Source organism: Mesorhizobium sp. M1252 (assembly GCF_040318265.1).
GTDB lineage: Bacteria > Pseudomonadota > Alphaproteobacteria > Rhizobiales > Rhizobiaceae > Mesorhizobium.
This window is the reverse complement of record NZ_JAMYLX010000020.1, coordinates 64,857-81,096: the sequence shown is the minus strand read 5'-3', so window position 1 is coordinate 81,096 and position 16,240 is coordinate 64,857. Positions and strand designations below refer to the sequence as shown.

At 64.0% G+C, this 16,240-nt stretch carries 16 protein-coding genes, 1 tRNA gene and 2 pseudogenes; 12 read left to right on the top strand and 7 right to left on the bottom strand.

Annotation, left to right across the window (positions count from 1 at the left end; translation table 11 throughout):
- Nucleotides 1-217: 217 nt before the first annotated feature.
- On the top strand, nt 218-2,326 hold the full coding sequence (locus NKH22_RS27930; protein WP_023821302.1) for a molybdopterin-containing oxidoreductase family protein: 2,109 nt from the start codon (nt 218-220) through the stop codon (nt 2,324-2,326).
- A 58-nt stretch (nt 2,327-2,384) separates the two neighbouring features.
- On the opposite strand, the gene NKH22_RS27925 is transcribed toward NKH22_RS27930, so the two are convergent.
- On the bottom strand, nt 2,385-2,861 hold the full coding sequence (locus NKH22_RS27925) for an Lrp/AsnC family transcriptional regulator (RefSeq protein ID WP_023684753.1): 477 nt from the start codon (nt 2,859-2,861) through the stop codon (nt 2,385-2,387).
- Nucleotides 2,862-2,964: 103 nt separating this feature from the next.
- On the opposite strand from NKH22_RS27925, the gene NKH22_RS27920 reads away from it, so the two are divergent.
- The 6 genes from NKH22_RS27920 to NKH22_RS27895 all read left to right on the top strand — a co-directional run bounded on the left by NKH22_RS27920 (nt 2,965) and on the right by NKH22_RS27895 (nt 8,788).
- Complete coding sequence (locus NKH22_RS27920; protein ID WP_023821301.1) at nt 2,965-4,167, top strand: diaminopropionate ammonia-lyase; 1,203 nt, start codon at nt 2,965-2,967, stop codon at nt 4,165-4,167.
- 2 nt (nt 4,168-4,169) lie between these two features.
- Entirely contained in the window at nt 4,170-5,396 is a 1,227-nt protein-coding gene (locus tag NKH22_RS27915) for a Zn-dependent hydrolase (protein WP_031198112.1), read from the top strand.
- Nucleotides 5,397-5,408: 12 nt separating this feature from the next.
- Nucleotides 5,409-6,581, top strand: a complete 1,173-nt coding sequence (locus NKH22_RS27910; RefSeq protein ID WP_023821299.1) for an amidohydrolase — start codon at nt 5,409-5,411, stop codon at nt 6,579-6,581.
- Nucleotides 6,582-6,677: 96 nt separating this feature from the next.
- On the top strand, nt 6,678-7,481 hold the full coding sequence (gene speB / locus NKH22_RS27905; protein WP_023693928.1) for an agmatinase: 804 nt from the start codon (nt 6,678-6,680) through the stop codon (nt 7,479-7,481).
- Between the two features lie 63 nt (nt 7,482-7,544).
- Nucleotides 7,545-8,318 carry a 4-hydroxy-tetrahydrodipicolinate reductase gene (gene dapB / locus NKH22_RS27900; RefSeq protein ID WP_023693927.1) on the top strand — a complete coding sequence of 258 codons (774 nt, stop codon included), beginning with the start codon at nt 7,545-7,547 and terminating at the stop codon, nt 8,316-8,318.
- A gap of 236 nt (nt 8,319-8,554) precedes the next feature.
- On the top strand, nt 8,555-8,788 hold the full coding sequence (locus NKH22_RS27895; RefSeq protein ID WP_023689062.1) for a DUF680 domain-containing protein: 234 nt from the start codon (nt 8,555-8,557) through the stop codon (nt 8,786-8,788).
- 259 nt (nt 8,789-9,047) lie between these two features.
- Here NKH22_RS27895 and NKH22_RS27890 read toward each other — a convergent pair.
- The 3 genes and pseudogenes from NKH22_RS27890 to purM form a co-directional block, all read right to left on the bottom strand.
- Nucleotides 9,048-9,506, bottom strand: a pseudogene (locus NKH22_RS27890) (SixA phosphatase family protein); the annotation flags it as partial.
- A gap of 6 nt (nt 9,507-9,512) precedes the next feature.
- A complete protein-coding gene (purN, locus tag NKH22_RS27885) occupies nt 9,513-10,220 on the bottom strand; it encodes a phosphoribosylglycinamide formyltransferase (protein ID WP_023689060.1) in 708 nt (235 codons plus the stop codon).
- Nucleotides 10,217-11,296: a phosphoribosylformylglycinamidine cyclo-ligase gene (gene purM, locus NKH22_RS27880; protein ID WP_023689059.1), complete on the bottom strand. Its 1,080-nt coding sequence runs from the start codon at nt 11,294-11,296 to the stop codon at nt 10,217-10,219. The genes purN and purM overlap by 4 nt, the downstream gene beginning before the upstream one ends.
- A gap of 187 nt (nt 11,297-11,483) precedes the next feature.
- Between purM and NKH22_RS27875 the strand changes: the two are divergent.
- The 5 genes and pseudogenes from NKH22_RS27875 (at nt 11,484) to NKH22_RS27855 (ending at nt 14,688) form a co-directional block, all read left to right on the top strand.
- Nucleotides 11,484-12,025 (top strand): annotated as a pseudogene (locus NKH22_RS27875) (CDP-alcohol phosphatidyltransferase family protein).
- Entirely contained in the window at nt 11,997-13,190 is a 1,194-nt protein-coding gene (locus tag NKH22_RS27870; protein ID WP_023695549.1) for an AI-2E family transporter, read from the top strand. The pseudogene NKH22_RS27875 and the gene NKH22_RS27870 overlap by 29 nt, the downstream one beginning before the upstream one ends.
- Before the next feature lie 2 nt (nt 13,191-13,192).
- Nucleotides 13,193-13,897 carry a DnaA regulatory inactivator HdaA gene (gene hdaA, locus NKH22_RS27865; protein ID WP_023689058.1) on the top strand — a complete coding sequence of 235 codons (705 nt, stop codon included), beginning with the start codon at nt 13,193-13,195 and terminating at the stop codon, nt 13,895-13,897.
- 123 nt (nt 13,898-14,020) lie between these two features.
- Entirely contained in the window at nt 14,021-14,275 is a 255-nt protein-coding gene (locus tag NKH22_RS27860; RefSeq protein WP_023670289.1) for a FitA-like ribbon-helix-helix domain-containing protein, read from the top strand.
- Nucleotides 14,272-14,688: a type II toxin-antitoxin system VapC family toxin gene (locus NKH22_RS27855; RefSeq protein ID WP_023695548.1), complete on the top strand. Its 417-nt coding sequence runs from the start codon at nt 14,272-14,274 to the stop codon at nt 14,686-14,688. Before NKH22_RS27860 ends, NKH22_RS27855 begins: the two co-directional genes overlap by 4 nt.
- A gap of 307 nt (nt 14,689-14,995) precedes the next feature.
- Here the strand turns inward: NKH22_RS27855 and NKH22_RS27850 are convergent, their stop codons facing one another.
- From NKH22_RS27850 to NKH22_RS27840, 3 genes are all read right to left on the bottom strand, one after another.
- Nucleotides 14,996-15,256: a hypothetical protein gene (locus tag NKH22_RS27850; protein WP_023689056.1), complete on the bottom strand. Its 261-nt coding sequence runs from the start codon at nt 15,254-15,256 to the stop codon at nt 14,996-14,998.
- Between the two features lie 391 nt (nt 15,257-15,647).
- Entirely contained in the window at nt 15,648-15,959 is a 312-nt protein-coding gene (locus tag NKH22_RS27845; RefSeq protein ID WP_023689055.1) for a hypothetical protein, read from the bottom strand.
- A 179-nt stretch (nt 15,960-16,138) separates the two neighbouring features.
- Nucleotides 16,139-16,215 (bottom strand) — tRNA-Pro (locus NKH22_RS27840).
- Nucleotides 16,216-16,240: the final 25 nt, after the last annotated feature.

Genomic DNA, 16,240 nt, shown 5'->3' with positions numbered 1-16,240 from the left:
GTGCCGAGCGAAGCGAGGCGGGTGGGGTCACCTCAACTGCCTCAACCCATGACTTAGCAGGATGGAGCACTTCGCGGAGGACCCCCCCCCCGCCCCCGCCGCCCCCCCCCCCCCCCGCGCCGCACCCCACCCCGTCGCTGCGCGCCGACCCTCCCCATCAAGGGGAGGGTAAGATCTGGCCCTACACGCCGCCCGCGAAACCCGCTAAAAACGCCGCATGAACCAGCACGCCAAGCTCAGAATCGGCCACTCCGCCTGTCCGCATGATTGCCCTTCGACCTGCGCGCTCGAGGTCGAACTGCTCGATGGCAACCGCATCGGCCGTGTCCATGGCGCCAAGTCCAATACGTATACGGCTGGTGTGGTCTGCGCCAAGGTCGCGCGCTATGCCGATCGTGTCCATCATCCGGACCGACTGCTGAAGCCGCTGATGCGCGCCGGCGCCAAGGGCGACGGCGTCTGGAAGGAATCCAGCTGGGAAGCGGCACTCGACGTCGTCGCCGAGAACTTCATCGCGGCCGAGGAAAAATACGGCTCCGAGACCGTCTGGCCTTATTTCTATGCCGGCACGATGGGGCTGGTGCAGCGCGACGGCATCGACCGGCTGCGCCATGCGAAAAAATACTCCGGCTTCTTCGGCTCGATCTGCACCAATCTGGCCTGGACCGGCTGGATGATGGGAGCGGGCGCCTTGCGCGGTCCCGATCCGCGCGAGATGGCGAAGTCCGACTGCGTGGTGATCTGGGGCACCAATGCCGTGGTCACGCAGGTCAATGTCATGACCCACGCCATCAAGGCGCGGAAGGAGCGTGGCGCCAGGATCGTCGTCATCGATGTCTACGAGAACGCGACGATGAAGCAGGCCGATATAGGCCTTGTGCTGAAGCCCGGCACCGATGGCGCGCTGGCCTGCGCGGTCATGCATGTGCTGTTCAGGGAAGGCATGGCCGACCGCGCCTATCTCGAAAGATACACCGACGATCCGAAGGGGCTGGAAGCGCATCTGGAGACGCGCACGCCGGAATGGGCTTCCGCCATCACCGGTCTTGCCGTCACCGAGATCGAGGCTTTCGCACGCCTCGTCGGCACGACGAGGAAAACCTATTTCCGCCTCGGCTATGGCTTTGCCCGCCAGCGCAACGGCGCGGTCAACATGCACGCGGCATCCTGCATCGCCGCCGTCACGGGCGCCTGGCAATATGAGGGTGGCGGTGCCTTCCATTCCAATTCCGGCATCTTCAAGCTCAACCAGGATGTGCTGGAAGGCGCCGCGATGCGCGATCCCAATATTCGCCATCTCGACCAGTCGCGCATCGGCCCGGTGCTGACCGGTGCAGCGGACGCGCTCTATGGCGGCCCGCCGGTGACGGCGATGCTGATCCAGAACACCAACCCGGTGAATGTCGCGCCCGAGCAGCGGCTGGTGAAGCAGGGTTTCCTGCGTGACGACTTGTTCACCTGCGTGCACGAGCAGTTCATGACCGACACGGCAAAGCTCGCCGATGTCGTTTTGCCGGCAACGATGTTTCTCGAGCATGACGACGTCTACAAGGGCGGCGGCAACCAGCACATCACGCTTGGTCCCAAGCTGATCGACCCGCCGGAAGGGCCGCGCACCAACCATTTCGTCATCGAGCAATTGGCGCAGCGTCTCGGCGTCTCCGACCGGCCGGGCTTTGGCCTGACCGAGCAGCAGCATATCGACATCATCCTGGGCAAGCGCGGGCTGGGCTCCTTCGCCAGCCTCAAGGAAGACAAATGGGTCGACCTGCAGCCGGATTTCGAGGCGGCGCATTTCATCGATGGTTTCGGCCATGCCGACAAGAAATTCCATTTCCGCGCCAATTGGAGCGGGCAGGCGGCGCCCAACCGGCCGCCGAAAAGCATGGGCCTGTTCGGGCCGGTGGCGGAGCTCCCGGAATTCCCCGACCATGTCGACCTGATCGAGGTCGCGGACGCCGAGCATCCGTTCCGGCTCGCCACATCGCCGGCGCGCAATTTTCTCAATTCGACATTCGCCGAGACACCGGTGTCGAGAGCCAAGGAAGGCCGGCCGGAACTCCTGGTGCATCCGGACGACGCTGCCGCGCTTGGCTTGGGCGACGGCGACCGTATCGAGGTCGGCAACCGGCGCGGCGAGGTGGTGCTGCACGCAAAGCTGTTCGAAGGCCTCAAGCGCGGCGTGGTGATCGCCGAGGGCATCTGGCCAAACAGCGCCCATGAGCGTGGCGAAGGCGTCAATGTGCTCACCGGCGCCGACGCACCAGCGCCCTATGGCGGTGCGGCCTTCCACGACAACAAGGTCTGGCTGCGGCCGGCGGGCTAAAGCAATTCCAGGAAAAGTGTGAGCGGTTTTCCGTCCGGAATTGCGTAAAAGAGACTGGCTATCCCGGCAGAGGCACCGTCAGCCCCACCTTGACACGGTCCATGGCAACGAAGGTGCGGAATTTTCGGACATTCTTGCTGTCGAAGAACAGTCTGCGCGTCAGGGCCTCATAGGCCCCCATGTCGGCCGCGGTGATGACTAGGATGAAGTCGGCCTCGCCGGTGACGTAGTAGCATTGCTGCACTTCGGGCTCTGCCGAGAATTGCCGCTTGGCCGCGTCGATCAGGTCCGAGCGTTCGCTCTCCAGTTCGACCTCGACGAAAATGGTGATGGGATGGCCGACCGCCGCCGGGTCGACCACGGCGACATTGCCCGCAATGACGCCGGACTGTTCCATGCGCTTGATGCGCCGCTGCACCGCCGGCGCCGACAGGTTGACGGCTTCGCCGATCAGCCGCTGCGGCATCGTGTTGTCCCGCTGCAGGATGGCAAGGATGGCGAGGTCGAAACTGTCGAGCGAAGGCGATCGAGGCAAAGCGCTATCCTGGCGAAACAAACTTGCATTTCGAAGCGCCAATAACAGCGCTATTTGCGCCTCGGCTGCAATATGATTTCGTCACACCCAAAGGAGGCCACCCGTGTTCCTGCTCAACAGCAATGCCTTGCACCGTCGGCCGCTCGATCCGGTCGATGCCGAAACGCTGGGGAATGCCGGTGCCGATACGGTCGAGCGCTTTCTTGCCCATCGCGACAATCACCTGGCAACTCCGTTGCTTGCATTGCCGACGCTGGCCGGCGAACTCGGCCTCGGCTCCGTCCACATCAAGGATGAAGGCTTTCGCCTCGGTCTCGGCAGTTTCAAGGCGCTCGGCGGCGCCTATGCCGTTTTTCGACTGGTGCTGGAGGAGGCGAGCCGATCGCTTCATCGGCCCGTTGACGTGGCCGATCTCAACCGGTTCGACGTCCGGGCGGTCGCTGCCGGCATGACGGTTGCCTGCGCCACCGACGGCAATCATGGCCGCTCGGTCGCGCAAGGTGCACAGTTGGTAGGCGCGAAAGCGGCAATCTTCGTTCACGCCGGCGTCAGCGAGGCGCGCATTGCAGCAATAGCCCGCTATGGCGCCGAGATGATCCGCGTCGACGGCAATTATGACGACTCGGTCAGGCAGGCCGCCGAGGTTTCAGCGGAGCAAGGCTGGACCGTGGTGTCCGACACCTCCTGGCCGGGCTACGAGCGCATCCCCGGTCTGGTCATGCAGGGCTATACGGCGATCGTGCGCGAAGCGTTGGGCCAGTTGCCGCAGCCGCCGACCCATGTCTTCGTGCAGGCCGGTGTCGGCGGCATTGCCGCCGCCCTGGCCGGCCATCTCGCCATCGTGCTCGGTGACGCCAGGCCGACCTTCATCGTCGTCGAGCCGGCCCGCGCCGCCTGCGTTGTCGCAGCCGCCCGGGCGGGCCACGTGGTCAAGGTCGCACACGACCAGCCGACGGTGATGGCGATGCTCGAATGCTACGAGGCCTCGCAAGTTGCCTGGCGCGTTCTGGCGCGGGTTGCCGATGCCTTCATGACGGTGGATGAGGAGGAGGCGGTCGCGGTGATGCGGCGGCTGGCACGGCCGGCTGGCAATGATCCAGTGATCGTCGCCGGCGAAAGCGGCGGCGTCGGTCTGGCCGGGCTGATCCGGGCGGTGGCCGACCACAAGGCCGCTCTCGGGTTCGACGACAAATCCCGCGTGCTTGTAATCAACACCGAAGGCGCCACAGACCCGCACCGCTATACCGAGCTGGTCGGGCAGAGCCCCGCCGATGTGCTGGCCGGCAAGCTGAAGGCCGAGGCATAGCCATGATCGGGATCGATGCACAGCGTCTGCTTGGCCGCATCCGGGAACTCGCCGCCGTTGGCCGCGACAGTGAGGATAGGCTGATCCGGCTCGCCGCCTCCGACACAGACAAACAGGGCCGTGACCTCTTTGTCGGCTGGCTCAGGCAGGCCAGGCTGGAAGTCGCCATCGACCGGGTCGGTAATATCTTCGGCATCTGGCAAAGCCCCGACAATGCCGGGCAGGCGCCGCTGCTCATCGGTTCGCATATCGACACCGTTATCGATGCCGGCATCTATGATGGCTGCTACGGCGTGCTGGCCGGGCTGGAGGTGATCGAGACGCTGCAGGCTTCGGGCTTTTCGCCGTCGCGCCCGGTCGCGGTCGCCTCTTTCACCAATGAGGAAGGTGTGCGCTACACGCCTGACATGATGGGCTCGCTATGCCATGCCGGTGGCGTCAGTGCCGAGGCCGTGCTGGCCGCCATCGGCACGGATGGCAGCGTGCTCGGCCAGGAGCTCGCCCGCATCGGCTATGCCGGCGACCGCGAACCCGGCTTCCTCAAGCCGCATGCCTATCTCGAACTTCATATCGAGCAGGGGCCGGTGCTGGAGCGTGAAGGCGTGCCGATCGGCGCGGTCGAGAATTTGCAAGGCATTTCCTGGCAGCGCATCACCATCGACGGCGCCGCCAACCATGCCGGCACCACGCCGATGTCGATGCGCAGCGACGCCGGCCACGCCGCCGCCCGCATCATCACCTTCCTGCACGATCGGGCCAGGGCTTCAAATGGGCCAACCGTGGCCACGGTCGGCACGATGCGCTTCGAACCCAACGCCATCAACGTCATTCCCGCGCGCGCCGTCTTCACCATCGACCTGCGCGATCCCGACGAACAGCGCTTGCAGGCGCATGAGGCGGCCCTTGCTGCCTATCTCGAGGAGCTTGAGGTTTTGGAGAACGTATCGATCTCGGTCGAGCGGCTCGCCCGCTTCGAACCGGTGCTATTCGACATCGGCATCGTCGAACTGATCGAGGCGGCCGCGAAGAACCGCGGTCTCGGCGTCAGGCGCATGACATCGGGCGCCGGCCATGACGCGCAGATGATGGCCCGCCTCGCGCCGGCGGCAATGATCTTCGTGCCGAGCGCCGGTGGCATCAGCCACAATCCGCGCGAACACACTGAAGATGCCGAGCTTGTCGCCGGCGCCAACATCCTGCTTGATGTCGCCAGTGAGCTTGCAAAATAGGTCGGGGAGAAAATGGCTGAGCTCGATCGTGATGTGCTGAAGCAGGAAATGACCGGCTGGCGGCGCGATTTGCACGCGCACCCCGAGTTCGGCTTTGAGGAAAAGCGCACCGCTGCCTTTGTCGCCGCGAAGCTGCGCGAATTCGGGCTGGACGATGTTGCAGAGGGGGTCGGCGGCACCGGCGTCGTTGGCACATTGAAGCGCGGCAGCGGCAACCGGGCGATTGCGCTCAGGGCCGACATGGATGCGCTGCGCATCACCGAGCAGTCCGCGACCGCCCATCGCTCGCAGAACCCCGGCATCATGCATGCCTGCGGCCATGACGGCCACACCACCATGCTGCTCGGCGCGGCAAAGCTGCTGGCCGCCGAGGGCGGTTTCCACGGCACCGTGCGCTTCATCTTCCAGCCCGCCGAGGAATGGGGCAGGGGCGCGCTGGCGATGCTGGACGACGGGCTGCTGCAGCGCTTTCCCTTCGACGAGATTTTTGGCCTGCACAACATGCCTGGCCTGCCCGTCGGGCATTTCGAGACCCGTGCCGGCCCGTTCATGTCGGCGGAGGACAATTTCGAGATCGTGCTCAAGGGCATCGGCGGCCATGCGGCGCGGCCACATTCCGGGAACGAGACCTTGGTCGCCGCCTGCGCGCTGGTCACCAATCTGCAGACCATCGTCTCGCGCCGGCTGAGTCCCGCCGACATTTCGGTGGTTTCGGTGACCGAGCTGATCACCGACGGCACCCGCAACGCATTGCCCGGCCTCGCCTGCATCCTCGGTGACGCCCGCAGTTTTCGTCCCGAGGTCAGCGCCGAGATCGAGCGCCAGATGCGGGTCATCGCGGCAGGCACCGCCGCTGCCTACAATGTCACCGCCGACGTGACCTATAGCAGGGAATTCGTGCCGCTGCAGAACGATGCCGACCTGGTGGACGCGGCCTTTGTCGCCGCAAGGCGCGTGCTGGCCTATGGCGCCGCCAGCATCGCGGCGGAGCCGATGACCGCCTCGGAGGATTTCGCCCGCTTCCTCGATCACGTACCGGGCTGCTTCGTCTTTCTCGGCAATGGCGAGACCTCGCCGCCGCTGCACAATTCCAGCTACGACTTCAACGATGACGGGCTGTTGCACGGCACGGATTTCCATATCGCGATCGTCAGGCAAAGACTGGGCGGCGCGATCGGGAAATGACGCCTGATCGCCTTCGCAACTGGCCCAAGCGGCACTGCTATCGCCAGCCAGCTGCCGGGTTTAGGGAGATTGCCTGTTGCCGGAGATCGCACGCCGATGACCAGGGTTTCGCTTCTGGGAATACCGCATGACGAGAACTCGTCCTATCTCAAGGGCGCGGCCGCAGCGCCGGCCCTGATCCGGCGGGAACTCAAAAGCGACGCGCACAGCTCGTGGAGCGAAACCGGCTTCGATGTGGCGGACAGTTTCGTCGACCACGGCGACATCGACTTTTCAGGCGCCGGCGGTCCATGGGAGCGGATCGAGGCCGAGGTCGGCCGCGCGCTGGATGCCGGCCACCCGTTGATCAGCCTCGGTGGCGATCATGCCATCGCCTGGCCGGTGCTGCGTGCCGTGCGCCGCCGCCATGCCAGGCTAACGATCGTCCAGATCGACGCCCATCCCGACATCTACGATGCCTATCAGGGCAACAGGCGGTCCCACACCTCGTCCTTCGCGCGCATCCTGGAGGAGGGGCTGGCCGACCGGCTGATCCAGATCGGCTCGCGCACCCTCAATGATGAGCTTCGTGACCAGCTCAAGCGCTTCGGCGTCGAAATGATCGAGGCGCGGCATTTCAGCGAGGATCTGCAGCTCGATCTCAAGACGCCGGTCTATCTCTCGGTCGATCTCGACGGCCTCGACCCGGCTTGTGCGCCCGGCGTGTCGCACCGCGAGCCCGGTGGTCTTACAACCCGGCAAGTGATCAACCTGATCCAGCGGATCGACCAGCCCATCGTCGGCGCCGATGTCGTCGAATACAATGCAAGCCAGGACGTCTCCAATCTCACCGCGCTGGTTGCCGCCAAGCTGGTCAAGGAGATCGCCGGCATGATGCTCAAGACGCATGGCGCCGGCTGAATCAATCTGGCAGGGCGGCATGGTAGATCATTGTTGCGACTCGCATTTCCAGTGAAAGCCGCCATGCAGCATCCATTGAAAATAGCCATAGCCGGTGCGCTCGGCCGCATGGGCAGGGAGATGGCGCTGGCCGTCGAGACCGATCCCAGGCTGGCGCTCGTCGCCCGCTTTCACAGGCCGGGCAGCGCCGGCGAGGGGCTGGTCGAGCGCGACGAAGCACTGGCGCTTGCGGACGTCGTCATCGATTTCACCACGCCTGCGGCCTCCATCGAATTGGCGAAGACTTGCGCGGCCCGCGGCGGCCCGGCGCTGGTCATCGGCTCGACCGGCTTCGGACCTGCCGATCTCGCCGCCATCGCTGCTGCTTCGAAGTCCGTCGCCATCGTTCGCTCAGGCAGCTACTCGCTGGGGCTCAACATGCTGGCTGGGCTGGTCGAACAGGCGGCGCGAGCACTTGGTCCCGCCACCGACATCGAGATCCTGGAAGCGCATCACCGCATGAAGGTCGACGCACCGTCGGGCACGGCGCTGATGCTGGGCGAGGCGGCCGCTCGCGGACATGGCGTCAGGCTGGACGATGTGGCGAAACGCATCCGCGACGGCGTTACAGGTCCACGCCCTGCCGGCGAGATCGGCTTTGCCGTGCTGCGCGGCGGCAGCATCGTCGGCGAGCACAGCGTGAGCTTCCTCGGTGAGGGCGAAACGCTTACGCTCTCGCATTCAGCCGGCGACCGCTCGATGTTCGCGCGCGGCGCCATTGCGGCAGCACGCTGGGTCTCTGGCCGGCCGCCCGGCGAATACGACATGCGCGACGTACTGGGGTTCACGGCCTTTTGAGATGCAATGGTAACGCAACGAGGGCGTTGCGAGGTCGGAGCCGTATAGAGAATAGAATATAGCAACAACTACGCCATTTCGCGCCTTCCTAGACCGAACCGAACGGTTCGGTTCGCACATTTTTGTGATTGGCAATGGCAGCAACGCACACCCATTTCGGGGTGGTCCGAGCGACGCGAATTCCTCCCAAGGCACGCCACTTGACGGACAGAACTGAAAAATCTGGATTACCTGAAATGACCAAGATCGCACTTACCGCTGCTGCCATCCTCCTTGCCACCGGCACCGCTTTCGCAGGCAGCGACCACTACGGCTCCGACAGCGTCAACCAGCCTGCTGTAACAGCGCCCGCCGGCAACATCGATCACAATTATACCGCCTCGATCCGCAAGCCGGCCAGCCTCGGCGATTTCACGATCAAGGGCGACTCGAACCAGCCGGAATCCGGCCAGGGCATCTGGGGTCGTTGATTTTCTGAGAAATCTACGACCACAAAGAGCGGTGGGCCCGGCCCACCGCTCTTGTTTTTATGCAATCGACTCGGGGCCGCAAAGATCTTGAATCAATCCGCCAGCAATTGGTCCTATCTCCTTGTTTGACCGTGGTCTTTTCAAAACACGGTTTGCGGCTGTCACCTGCGGCTAGCCCGTTAGGCAGCTTGGTCTAGCTTAGATCCTTCGGCTTGATGCAATGCGTCAACCGGGCCGCGCCGAAGCCGAGATCCGCCTAGTCGCCGTCGATGTCAAAGCGGGCAAGGGCGCCGGTCGGGAATTTCTCTTCAAGTTTCCTGAGAGCAGCCACACCCGATCGCGGACCGGCGAGCCGGCGGGCAAAGTCCTCCAGGCCGGGATTATGGCCGAGCACCAGGAGACAGCTAGCCGATGCGACTGCCTGCTGCAGCTCGGCCAGAATGTCGCCAGCCGTGGCTTCGAAAAGCGCCTCGGCGAACTCCACCGTTACGCTCGCCGACAGTTCCGCCGAGACCAGCCGCCATGTCTCGCGCGTACGCAGCGCCGGCGACACCAGCGCCAGGTCAGGCAGCCAACTGCGCCGGGCCAGTTCGCGCCCCATCAGCGGCGCCGTCTTCAGCCCGCGCGGCCCGAGCGGCCGGTCGAAATCAGCAAGCGCCGGGTCGTCCCAGCTCGACTTGGCGTGGCGCAGCAGGAGCAATTGTCTCGGTGTCGCCATGTCGGCCTACGGCGTGATCCGCGCCAGATGTTCGAGATCGCGTTCTTCGCGCAGCGGGTCGGGCGCCATCACCACGGAAGTTCCGTTTTCGGCATCGTCGGCGAAATGCGCCAGCACGGTGCGGCCGCCTTCCATGTGCGCCTTGCCGTCGGCGACCAGCCCGAGTGCCAGCGCATAAAGCCGGTGCTCGGCCTTCAGCACTCTGGCGGCCAGCGTGTCTTCGTTGTCGCCGACCATCACCGGCACCGCTGCCTGCGCGATGATCGGGCCGTCATCCATCTCTGATGTGACGAAATGCACCGTGCAGCCATGAATGCGAATGCCGGCGCGCAGGGCGCGCGCATGCGTATCGAGCCCTTTGAAGGCCGGCAGCAGGGCAGGGTGGATGTTGAGCATGCGCCCTTGCCACTTCTCGACCAGGCCGCGGGAGAGAATGCGCAGATAGCCGGCCAGCGCCACGATCTCGGCATTGAACGCAATCAGCGCGGCGTCGATCGCCGCATCATGGGCTTCCTTGCTGGCATGGTCGGCGCGCACGATGACCTTGGTCGGGATACCGCGCGCGGCCGCGATGCCGAGGCCGGCGGCGTTGGCCCGGTCGGAAATGACGCCAACGATCTCGGCGGGATAGGCCGGGTCGCTCGCCGCCGCGATTAGCGCCGTCATGTTCGAGCCGCGTCCCGAGATCAAAACAACCGTGCGTTTCCTGCTCATAGGCCGATCGAGCCCCGATAGATAACGCCGGCGTCGCGGCGCGGCACGATGCGGCCGATCGGCGTCACCGTCTCGCCGGCCTCCTGCAGCACGGCTGCGACCTGTGCGGCCTGGCCGGAGGCGACGACGAGGATCATGCCGATACCGCAGTTGAAGGTGCGCATCATCTCCTCCGGCGCCACGCCGCCAGTCTTCGCCAGCCAGGAAAACACCTGCGGCACATCGATGGCATTGAGATCGAGCTCTGCGGAAAAGTCCTTTGGCAGGACGCGCGGGATGTTTTCGGGGAAACCGCCGCCGGTGATGTGGGCCAGCGCCTTGATGCCGTGCGTGCCACGGATCGCTTTGAGGACCGACTTCACATAGATGCGGGTCGGCTCGAGCAGCGCCTCTGCCAGCGTCGCCTCATCGTTGAACGGCGCCGGATCGCCCCAGGCAAGACCGCTGACGCCAACGATGCGGCGCACCAGCGAAAAGCCATTCGAATGCAGGCCCGAGGAAGCCAGGCCAAGCAGCACGTCGCCTTCGACGATATCGTCGGTCGGCAGCAACTGGCCGCGTTCGGCAGCACCGACGGCGAAACCGGCCAGGTCGTAATCCTTGTCGTGATACATGCCGGGCATTTCGGCCGTCTCGCCGCCGATCAGCGCGCAGCCGGCCTGTCGGCAGCCGATTGCTATGCCGCCGACGATTGCCGCCCCCTGGTCGGGGTCGAGCTTGCCGGTGGCGAAATAGTCGAGGAAGAACAGTGGCTCGGCGCCCTGCACGACGATGTCGTTGACGCACATGGCGACGAGGTCGATGCCGATCGTGTCGTGCTTGCCGGCATCGATGGCGATCTTCAGCTTGGTGCCGACGCCGTCATTGGCGGCAACCAGCACCGGATCCGTGAAACCCGCCGCCTTGAGGTCGAACAGGCCGCCAAAACCGCCGATCTCGCCATCGGCGCCCGGCCGGCGCGTCGCGCGCACCAGCGGCTTGATCTTCTCGACCATGAGGTTGCCGGCATCGATGTCGACGCCCGCCTCGGCATAGGTGAGCCCGTTCTTGCGCTTGGCCCGGTCGCCCTTGCTCATCGTCGGCGCATCCCTGTTTCCCTCGGCGGCTCTTCGCATGAATGGTTTCGGGGGGCAAGGATGACGACAGGATACCGGGCTTTTGCCCAAGATAAATACGTGGACAGTCGCCCCTTCACCGCTGGTCCTTGCAGCCACAATCCATCTCCACCATCGATCTGCAGAACAAGCATGGCGGGACATGCCTTTGACCATTCCCAACCTCATCACCATCCTGCGCTTCGTGCTGGTGCTGGCGATGCTGAACATGCGCTGGGACTGGGCCTTTGCCGGATTTCTCGTTGCCGGAATTTCCGATGGCGTCGACGGCTTCATCGCCCGCCGCTTCAACCAGCATTCGAACTCGGCGCCTATCTCGATCCGATGGCCGACAAGGTGCTTCTGGTCTCGGTGTTCGTGGTCATGGGCTTCATCGGGCAATTGCCGCTGTGGCTGGTGGTGACCATGGTGTCACGCGTGCGCTGATCATCTGCGCCGTGCTTTTGTCCACGGTCATGGCGCATCCGGTCGAGATGAAGCCGCTCTATGTGTCGAAGGCCAACACCGCCGCCCAGATCGTGCTGGCGCCGTGTGCTGGGCGAACTTGCCCTTGGCCTCCGCCTCGACCCGCTCAGGCCTGCGCTCATATTGCTGTCCGGGGTCTTGACCGTGGCTTCGGCCGCGGCCTATCTCGTGGCTTGGCTGAGGCATATGAGCGGCTATGGCGAAGGCTCCACCCCGGGTAGTTGACAAGAATGCCGCGACTGCCGCGTTAGCAGACGCGGCTGCGTCCCTGGCGTTTCGCCGCCAGATTTTCTTCTGGCTGGGCACGGCAATCTTCCTGGCGCTGTTCCTCTACATTTTTTCCAGCATCCTGTTGCCGTTCGTTGCCGGCATGGTGCTGGCCTATTTTCTCGACCCGGTCGCCGACCGGCTGCAACGCCTCGGCCTCTCCCGGCTGATGGCGACGGTGGTCATCCTGATTGCCTTCATCGTCCTTTTGGTGCTGGCCTTCGTCATCCTGGTTCCGGTACTGGCCACGCAGATGGCCGATTTCGCCAGCAAGCTGCCGGAATATCTGACCCGGCTGCAGTCGCTGATCACCAGCTTCGATCCGAAATGGCTGGAGCAGAAATTCGGCGTCAATGCCAATGGCCTGCGCGACGGGCTGAATTCGCTGCTCACTTCCGGTTTCGGCCTGCTGAGCACCGTCTTCACCTCGATCTGGAGTTCCGGCGTTGCTCTGGTGTCGGTGGTCAGCCTGTTCGTGGTCACTCCGGTTGTCGCTTTCTACATGCTGCTCGACTGGGATCGCATGGTGGCGGTCGTCGACAGCTGGGTGCCGCGTGATTATGTCGGGACGGTCAGGGCGATCTCCAGGGACATCAACACCGCGACCGCCGGCTTCGTGCGCGGCCAGGGCACGCTGTGCCTGGTGCTCGGCGGCATGTATGCCACCGGCCTGACGCTGACCGGGCTGAATTTCGCCATCCTCATCGGCCTCTTCGCCGGGCTGATCTCGTTTATCCCTTATGTCGGCTCGCTGACCGGACTGGTCCTGGCCGTCGGCGTCGCCTTCGTCCAGTTCTGGCCGGACTGGACCATGATCGTTGCTGTCGCCGTGGTGTTCTTCATCGGCCAGTTCATCGAAGGCAACATCCTGCAGCCCAGATTGGTCGGAAAAAGCGTCGGCCTGCACCCGGTCTGGCTGATGTTTGCGCTGTTCGCTTTCGGCGCCCTGTTCGGCTTCGTCGGCCTTTTGATCGCCGTTCCTGCTTCGGCGGCGGTTGCCGTGCTGGTGCGCTTTGCCATTGCCCGCTATCTCGAATCGCCGCTCTACAAGGGACACTCCACCGAGCCAGTCCCGCCGCTGCCTGCCGATCGCGGCGGCGGCCACCGCTCGCCGCGCGGCTGAACGTGGCGGATCAAAAGACCGAACCGCCGCGCCAGCTGCCGCTAGACCTTGGGCATGGCACCGGCTATTCGCGCGACGAGTTGGTGGTGTCGGCCACCAACCGCGAGGCGGCAGCCCTTGTCGACCGCTGGCCGGACTGGCCGTCGCCGGTGATCGTGCTCGCCGGCCCGGCCGGTTCCGGGAAGACACATCTGGGCTCGATCTGGCAGGCGCGGGCCAACGCTGTGGCGGTCGATGCCCAGCGCATCGGCAATGCCATCACCGGGCTTGGCGGCAGGCCCGCGCTGATCGACGATGTCGACAAGACAGCCATCGACGAGGCGGGCCTGTTCCATCTCATCAATGAAGTGCGCGGCGCCGGGGCCACCTTGCTGTTGACGGCGCGGCGCTTCCCCGCCGCCTGGAGGGTGACGTTGCCCGATCTTGCCTCGCGGCTGAAGGCGGCGGCAACCGTCGAGATCCATGAGCCGGACGATTTGCTTCTGGCCGGTGTCATCACCAAACTCTTCGCCGACCGCCAGGTCGAGGTCGAGCCGCATGTCGTGCAATATCTGGTGCGCCGCATCGAGCGCTCGCTGGCCACCGCCATGCGCGTGGTCGAGCGCCTCGACCGCACCGCGCTCGAGCGCAAGACGCCGATCACCAGGGCGCTCGCCGCCGAAACCGTCAGCGCAATGGACGAAGGGCAGGGCGAGTTCGAGGTTTAGATCCTGCTGCAATTCCCTGGACGGCGATTGTCGATCCCGCCCGTGCGACGTTTTCAAAACATGCATGGTGACATCACCTGAAACAATATGATACTTTCAATCAATGACATCGGAGCGATATCAATGCCTGCAGTGACCGTCCGAAATCTTCCGGAAGCGACCCACCGAGCTCTGCGTGTACGGGCGGCCTTGCACGGTCGCAGCACCGAGGCCGAGATACGCGACATTCTGGAAAACGCGGTGCGGCCGGACGGCCGTGTGAAACTCGGCTCCGTTCTGGCAGACATTGCCCGACGCGCCGGGCTGACCAATGAAGACGTGGAGGTTCTGGAGCAGGCTCGCGACAAGGCGCCGGCCGAACCGCTGGGGTTCGAATGATCCTCCTCGATACCAATGTCGTTTCGGAGGCCATGAAGCCCGAACCGCATCAAGCTGTGTTGGCCTGGCTTGATAACCAGGCCGAGGAAACGCTTTACCTCTCCAGTGTGACGCTCGCCGAAGTGCTGTTCGGCATCGAGGCCATGCCGGCGGGTCGTCGCAAGGCTGCGCTCGCTGAAACCTTCGCCGGTGTGTGCGCCGTGTTTGAGCGGCGCATCCTGCCTTTCGATACCGAGGCGGCCCGGCACTATGCCCGACTTGCAGTGAAGGCGAGGGCAGCCGGCAAGGGGTTTCCTGTGCCCGACGGCTACATCGCGGCAATCGCCTCCGCAAACGGCTTTCATCTCGCCTCGCGTGACACGGCGCCATTCCATGCGGCCGGCGTGCCTGTCATCGATCCTTGGCAGCCGTAATCAGGTACGGCAGCCCGACCAGAGCGCGAGCTGCGAACATGCGTTTCCGCAGGATTTCCTCTACAGCGACGACAGCGTGTTCGAATGAATACACTCGATCTCTCCGTGCCCACCGCCGCATGAGGGCCGCTGTCCCATTTCGGGAAACATTATCTGGCATCCGTCTTGCACCTGGGAACTTGCCGGCTGACCCCGGTCCTGGTCGCGTTCCTGATCGGGTTGTAGGCTCGCCGGGAGTGATGATTGGGGTTCTCGCCCGGCGAGCTTACCTTCGTAGAGCAGTCACCGGAGTGTCCGGGAGGGTGCCCTATAGCCACAACGCCGCCAGATACCGGACCAGCAGATAGACCACCGTATGCGCTGCCACGTAGCACGCGACGACGACGACAAAGAACAGCACGCTGGCGGGCCACGACCGGGGACGGCCTTGCCTCTTGCTCGGCCGGTTGTTCCAGATCCACAGGGCTGCACAGATAATGGCCCAGACGACGACGAACGGAACCGTGATGCGGATGTAAGCGAAGTAGGCAGGGCCAATCAGCGAAAGCCATGCCTCGAGACCAAGCATCCAGAATCTCCCCTTGCCCGGAGTCTAATGCATGTCGCTCAAAAGTGGTCCCGGTTTTGAGAGAACGACATGCATCAAAACAAAAATCAAAGCGCGTCGCCTGGATACGTTTCAGCGCGACGCGCTTTTAGACCGGCGATAGAGGTGGAAGCGAGGGGATTATCCCTGCGTCGATTTTCAGCCAAACCCGCCGAAGGGATGCTGTTCGATGACACGGGCGCCTGATGCATGTCGCTCAAGTGGCCCCGGTTTTGAGAGAACCGCATGCATCAAACATGCATCAAACAAGACCTCAAGCGCGTCGCGTGAGTCCGTTCAAATGAGACGCGCTTTAGGTCAGATTGGTGCTCCGGTCGCCAAACTCGGCCGTAGCAGGTCTAAAGCGATCGGATCAGCCGCAGACCCTGACCTCTTCGACGACCCTGTGGTGATGGCGCCAGTGCCTGACCAGTTCGATATGGCAGCGGTGATGGCGATGGTGGCGCCGCCATTGGCCATCCTGGTTGTCGCTGTAGTCGTCGCCATAGTCGTCGCTATAGTCTTTGTGGCGCTGGTGATGGCGAAGAATCTGTATATCGCCATCGTCGGACGAATATTGATCGTCGTCATCGGACTGGATAGTCAGACTGGCGGCTTGCGCCGGTGCGATCAAAGCCGCCGTTCCGGCGAACGCGATCATCGAGGCGATGAGAAGGGTTTTCATTGTTTGCTCCTTGGGTTGAACATACACAACTCTCGGAGCGAACTGGTGTTCCAATGTAGGGTCCGATCGGCGAGCGGCTGCTGCTTGGGCAATGCGTGCCGCCATGCGCTACCGGCGAGGCAGCCATTGGCGACCTTGGGAGTGATACCTTGGGCAAGGACTGGCTTTGTGGGAAAAAATGGTCGGAGTGGAGAGATTCGAACTCCCGACCCTCTGGTCCCAAACCAGATGCGCTACCAGGCTGCGCTACACTCCGAGGCCCTGCGGCGTATACGGTTCCG

What these genes read in the sequence shown, in the direction of transcription:
- NKH22_RS27930 (WP_023821302.1), top strand. Translation starts at nt 218, where the DNA reads ATGAACCAGCACGCCAAGCTCAGAATCGGCCACTCCGCCTGTCCGCAT.
- NKH22_RS27915 (WP_031198112.1), top strand. Translation starts at nt 4,170, where the DNA reads ATGATCGGGATCGATGCACAGCGTCTGCTTGGCCGCATCCGGGAACTC.
- NKH22_RS27910 (WP_023821299.1), top strand. Translation starts at nt 5,409, where the DNA reads ATGGCTGAGCTCGATCGTGATGTGCTGAAGCAGGAAATGACCGGCTGG.
- speB (WP_023693928.1), top strand. Translation starts at nt 6,678, where the DNA reads ATGACCAGGGTTTCGCTTCTGGGAATACCGCATGACGAGAACTCGTCC.
- dapB (WP_023693927.1), top strand. Translation starts at nt 7,545, where the DNA reads ATGCAGCATCCATTGAAAATAGCCATAGCCGGTGCGCTCGGCCGCATG.
- NKH22_RS27895 (WP_023689062.1), top strand. Translation starts at nt 8,555, where the DNA reads ATGACCAAGATCGCACTTACCGCTGCTGCCATCCTCCTTGCCACCGGC.
- purN (WP_023689060.1), bottom strand. Translation starts at nt 10,220, where the DNA reads ATGAGCAGGAAACGCACGGTTGTTTTGATCTCGGGACGCGGCTCGAAC.
- purM (WP_023689059.1), bottom strand. Translation starts at nt 11,296, where the DNA reads ATGAGCAAGGGCGACCGGGCCAAGCGCAAGAACGGGCTCACCTATGCC.
- NKH22_RS27870 (WP_023695549.1), top strand. Translation starts at nt 11,997, where the DNA reads ATGGCGAAGGCTCCACCCCGGGTAGTTGACAAGAATGCCGCGACTGCC.
- NKH22_RS27860 (WP_023670289.1), top strand. Translation starts at nt 14,021, where the DNA reads ATGCCTGCAGTGACCGTCCGAAATCTTCCGGAAGCGACCCACCGAGCT.
- NKH22_RS27855 (WP_023695548.1), top strand. Translation starts at nt 14,272, where the DNA reads ATGATCCTCCTCGATACCAATGTCGTTTCGGAGGCCATGAAGCCCGAA.
- NKH22_RS27850 (WP_023689056.1), bottom strand. Translation starts at nt 15,256, where the DNA reads ATGCTTGGTCTCGAGGCATGGCTTTCGCTGATTGGCCCTGCCTACTTC.
- NKH22_RS27845 (WP_023689055.1), bottom strand. Translation starts at nt 15,959, where the DNA reads ATGAAAACCCTTCTCATCGCCTCGATGATCGCGTTCGCCGGAACGGCG.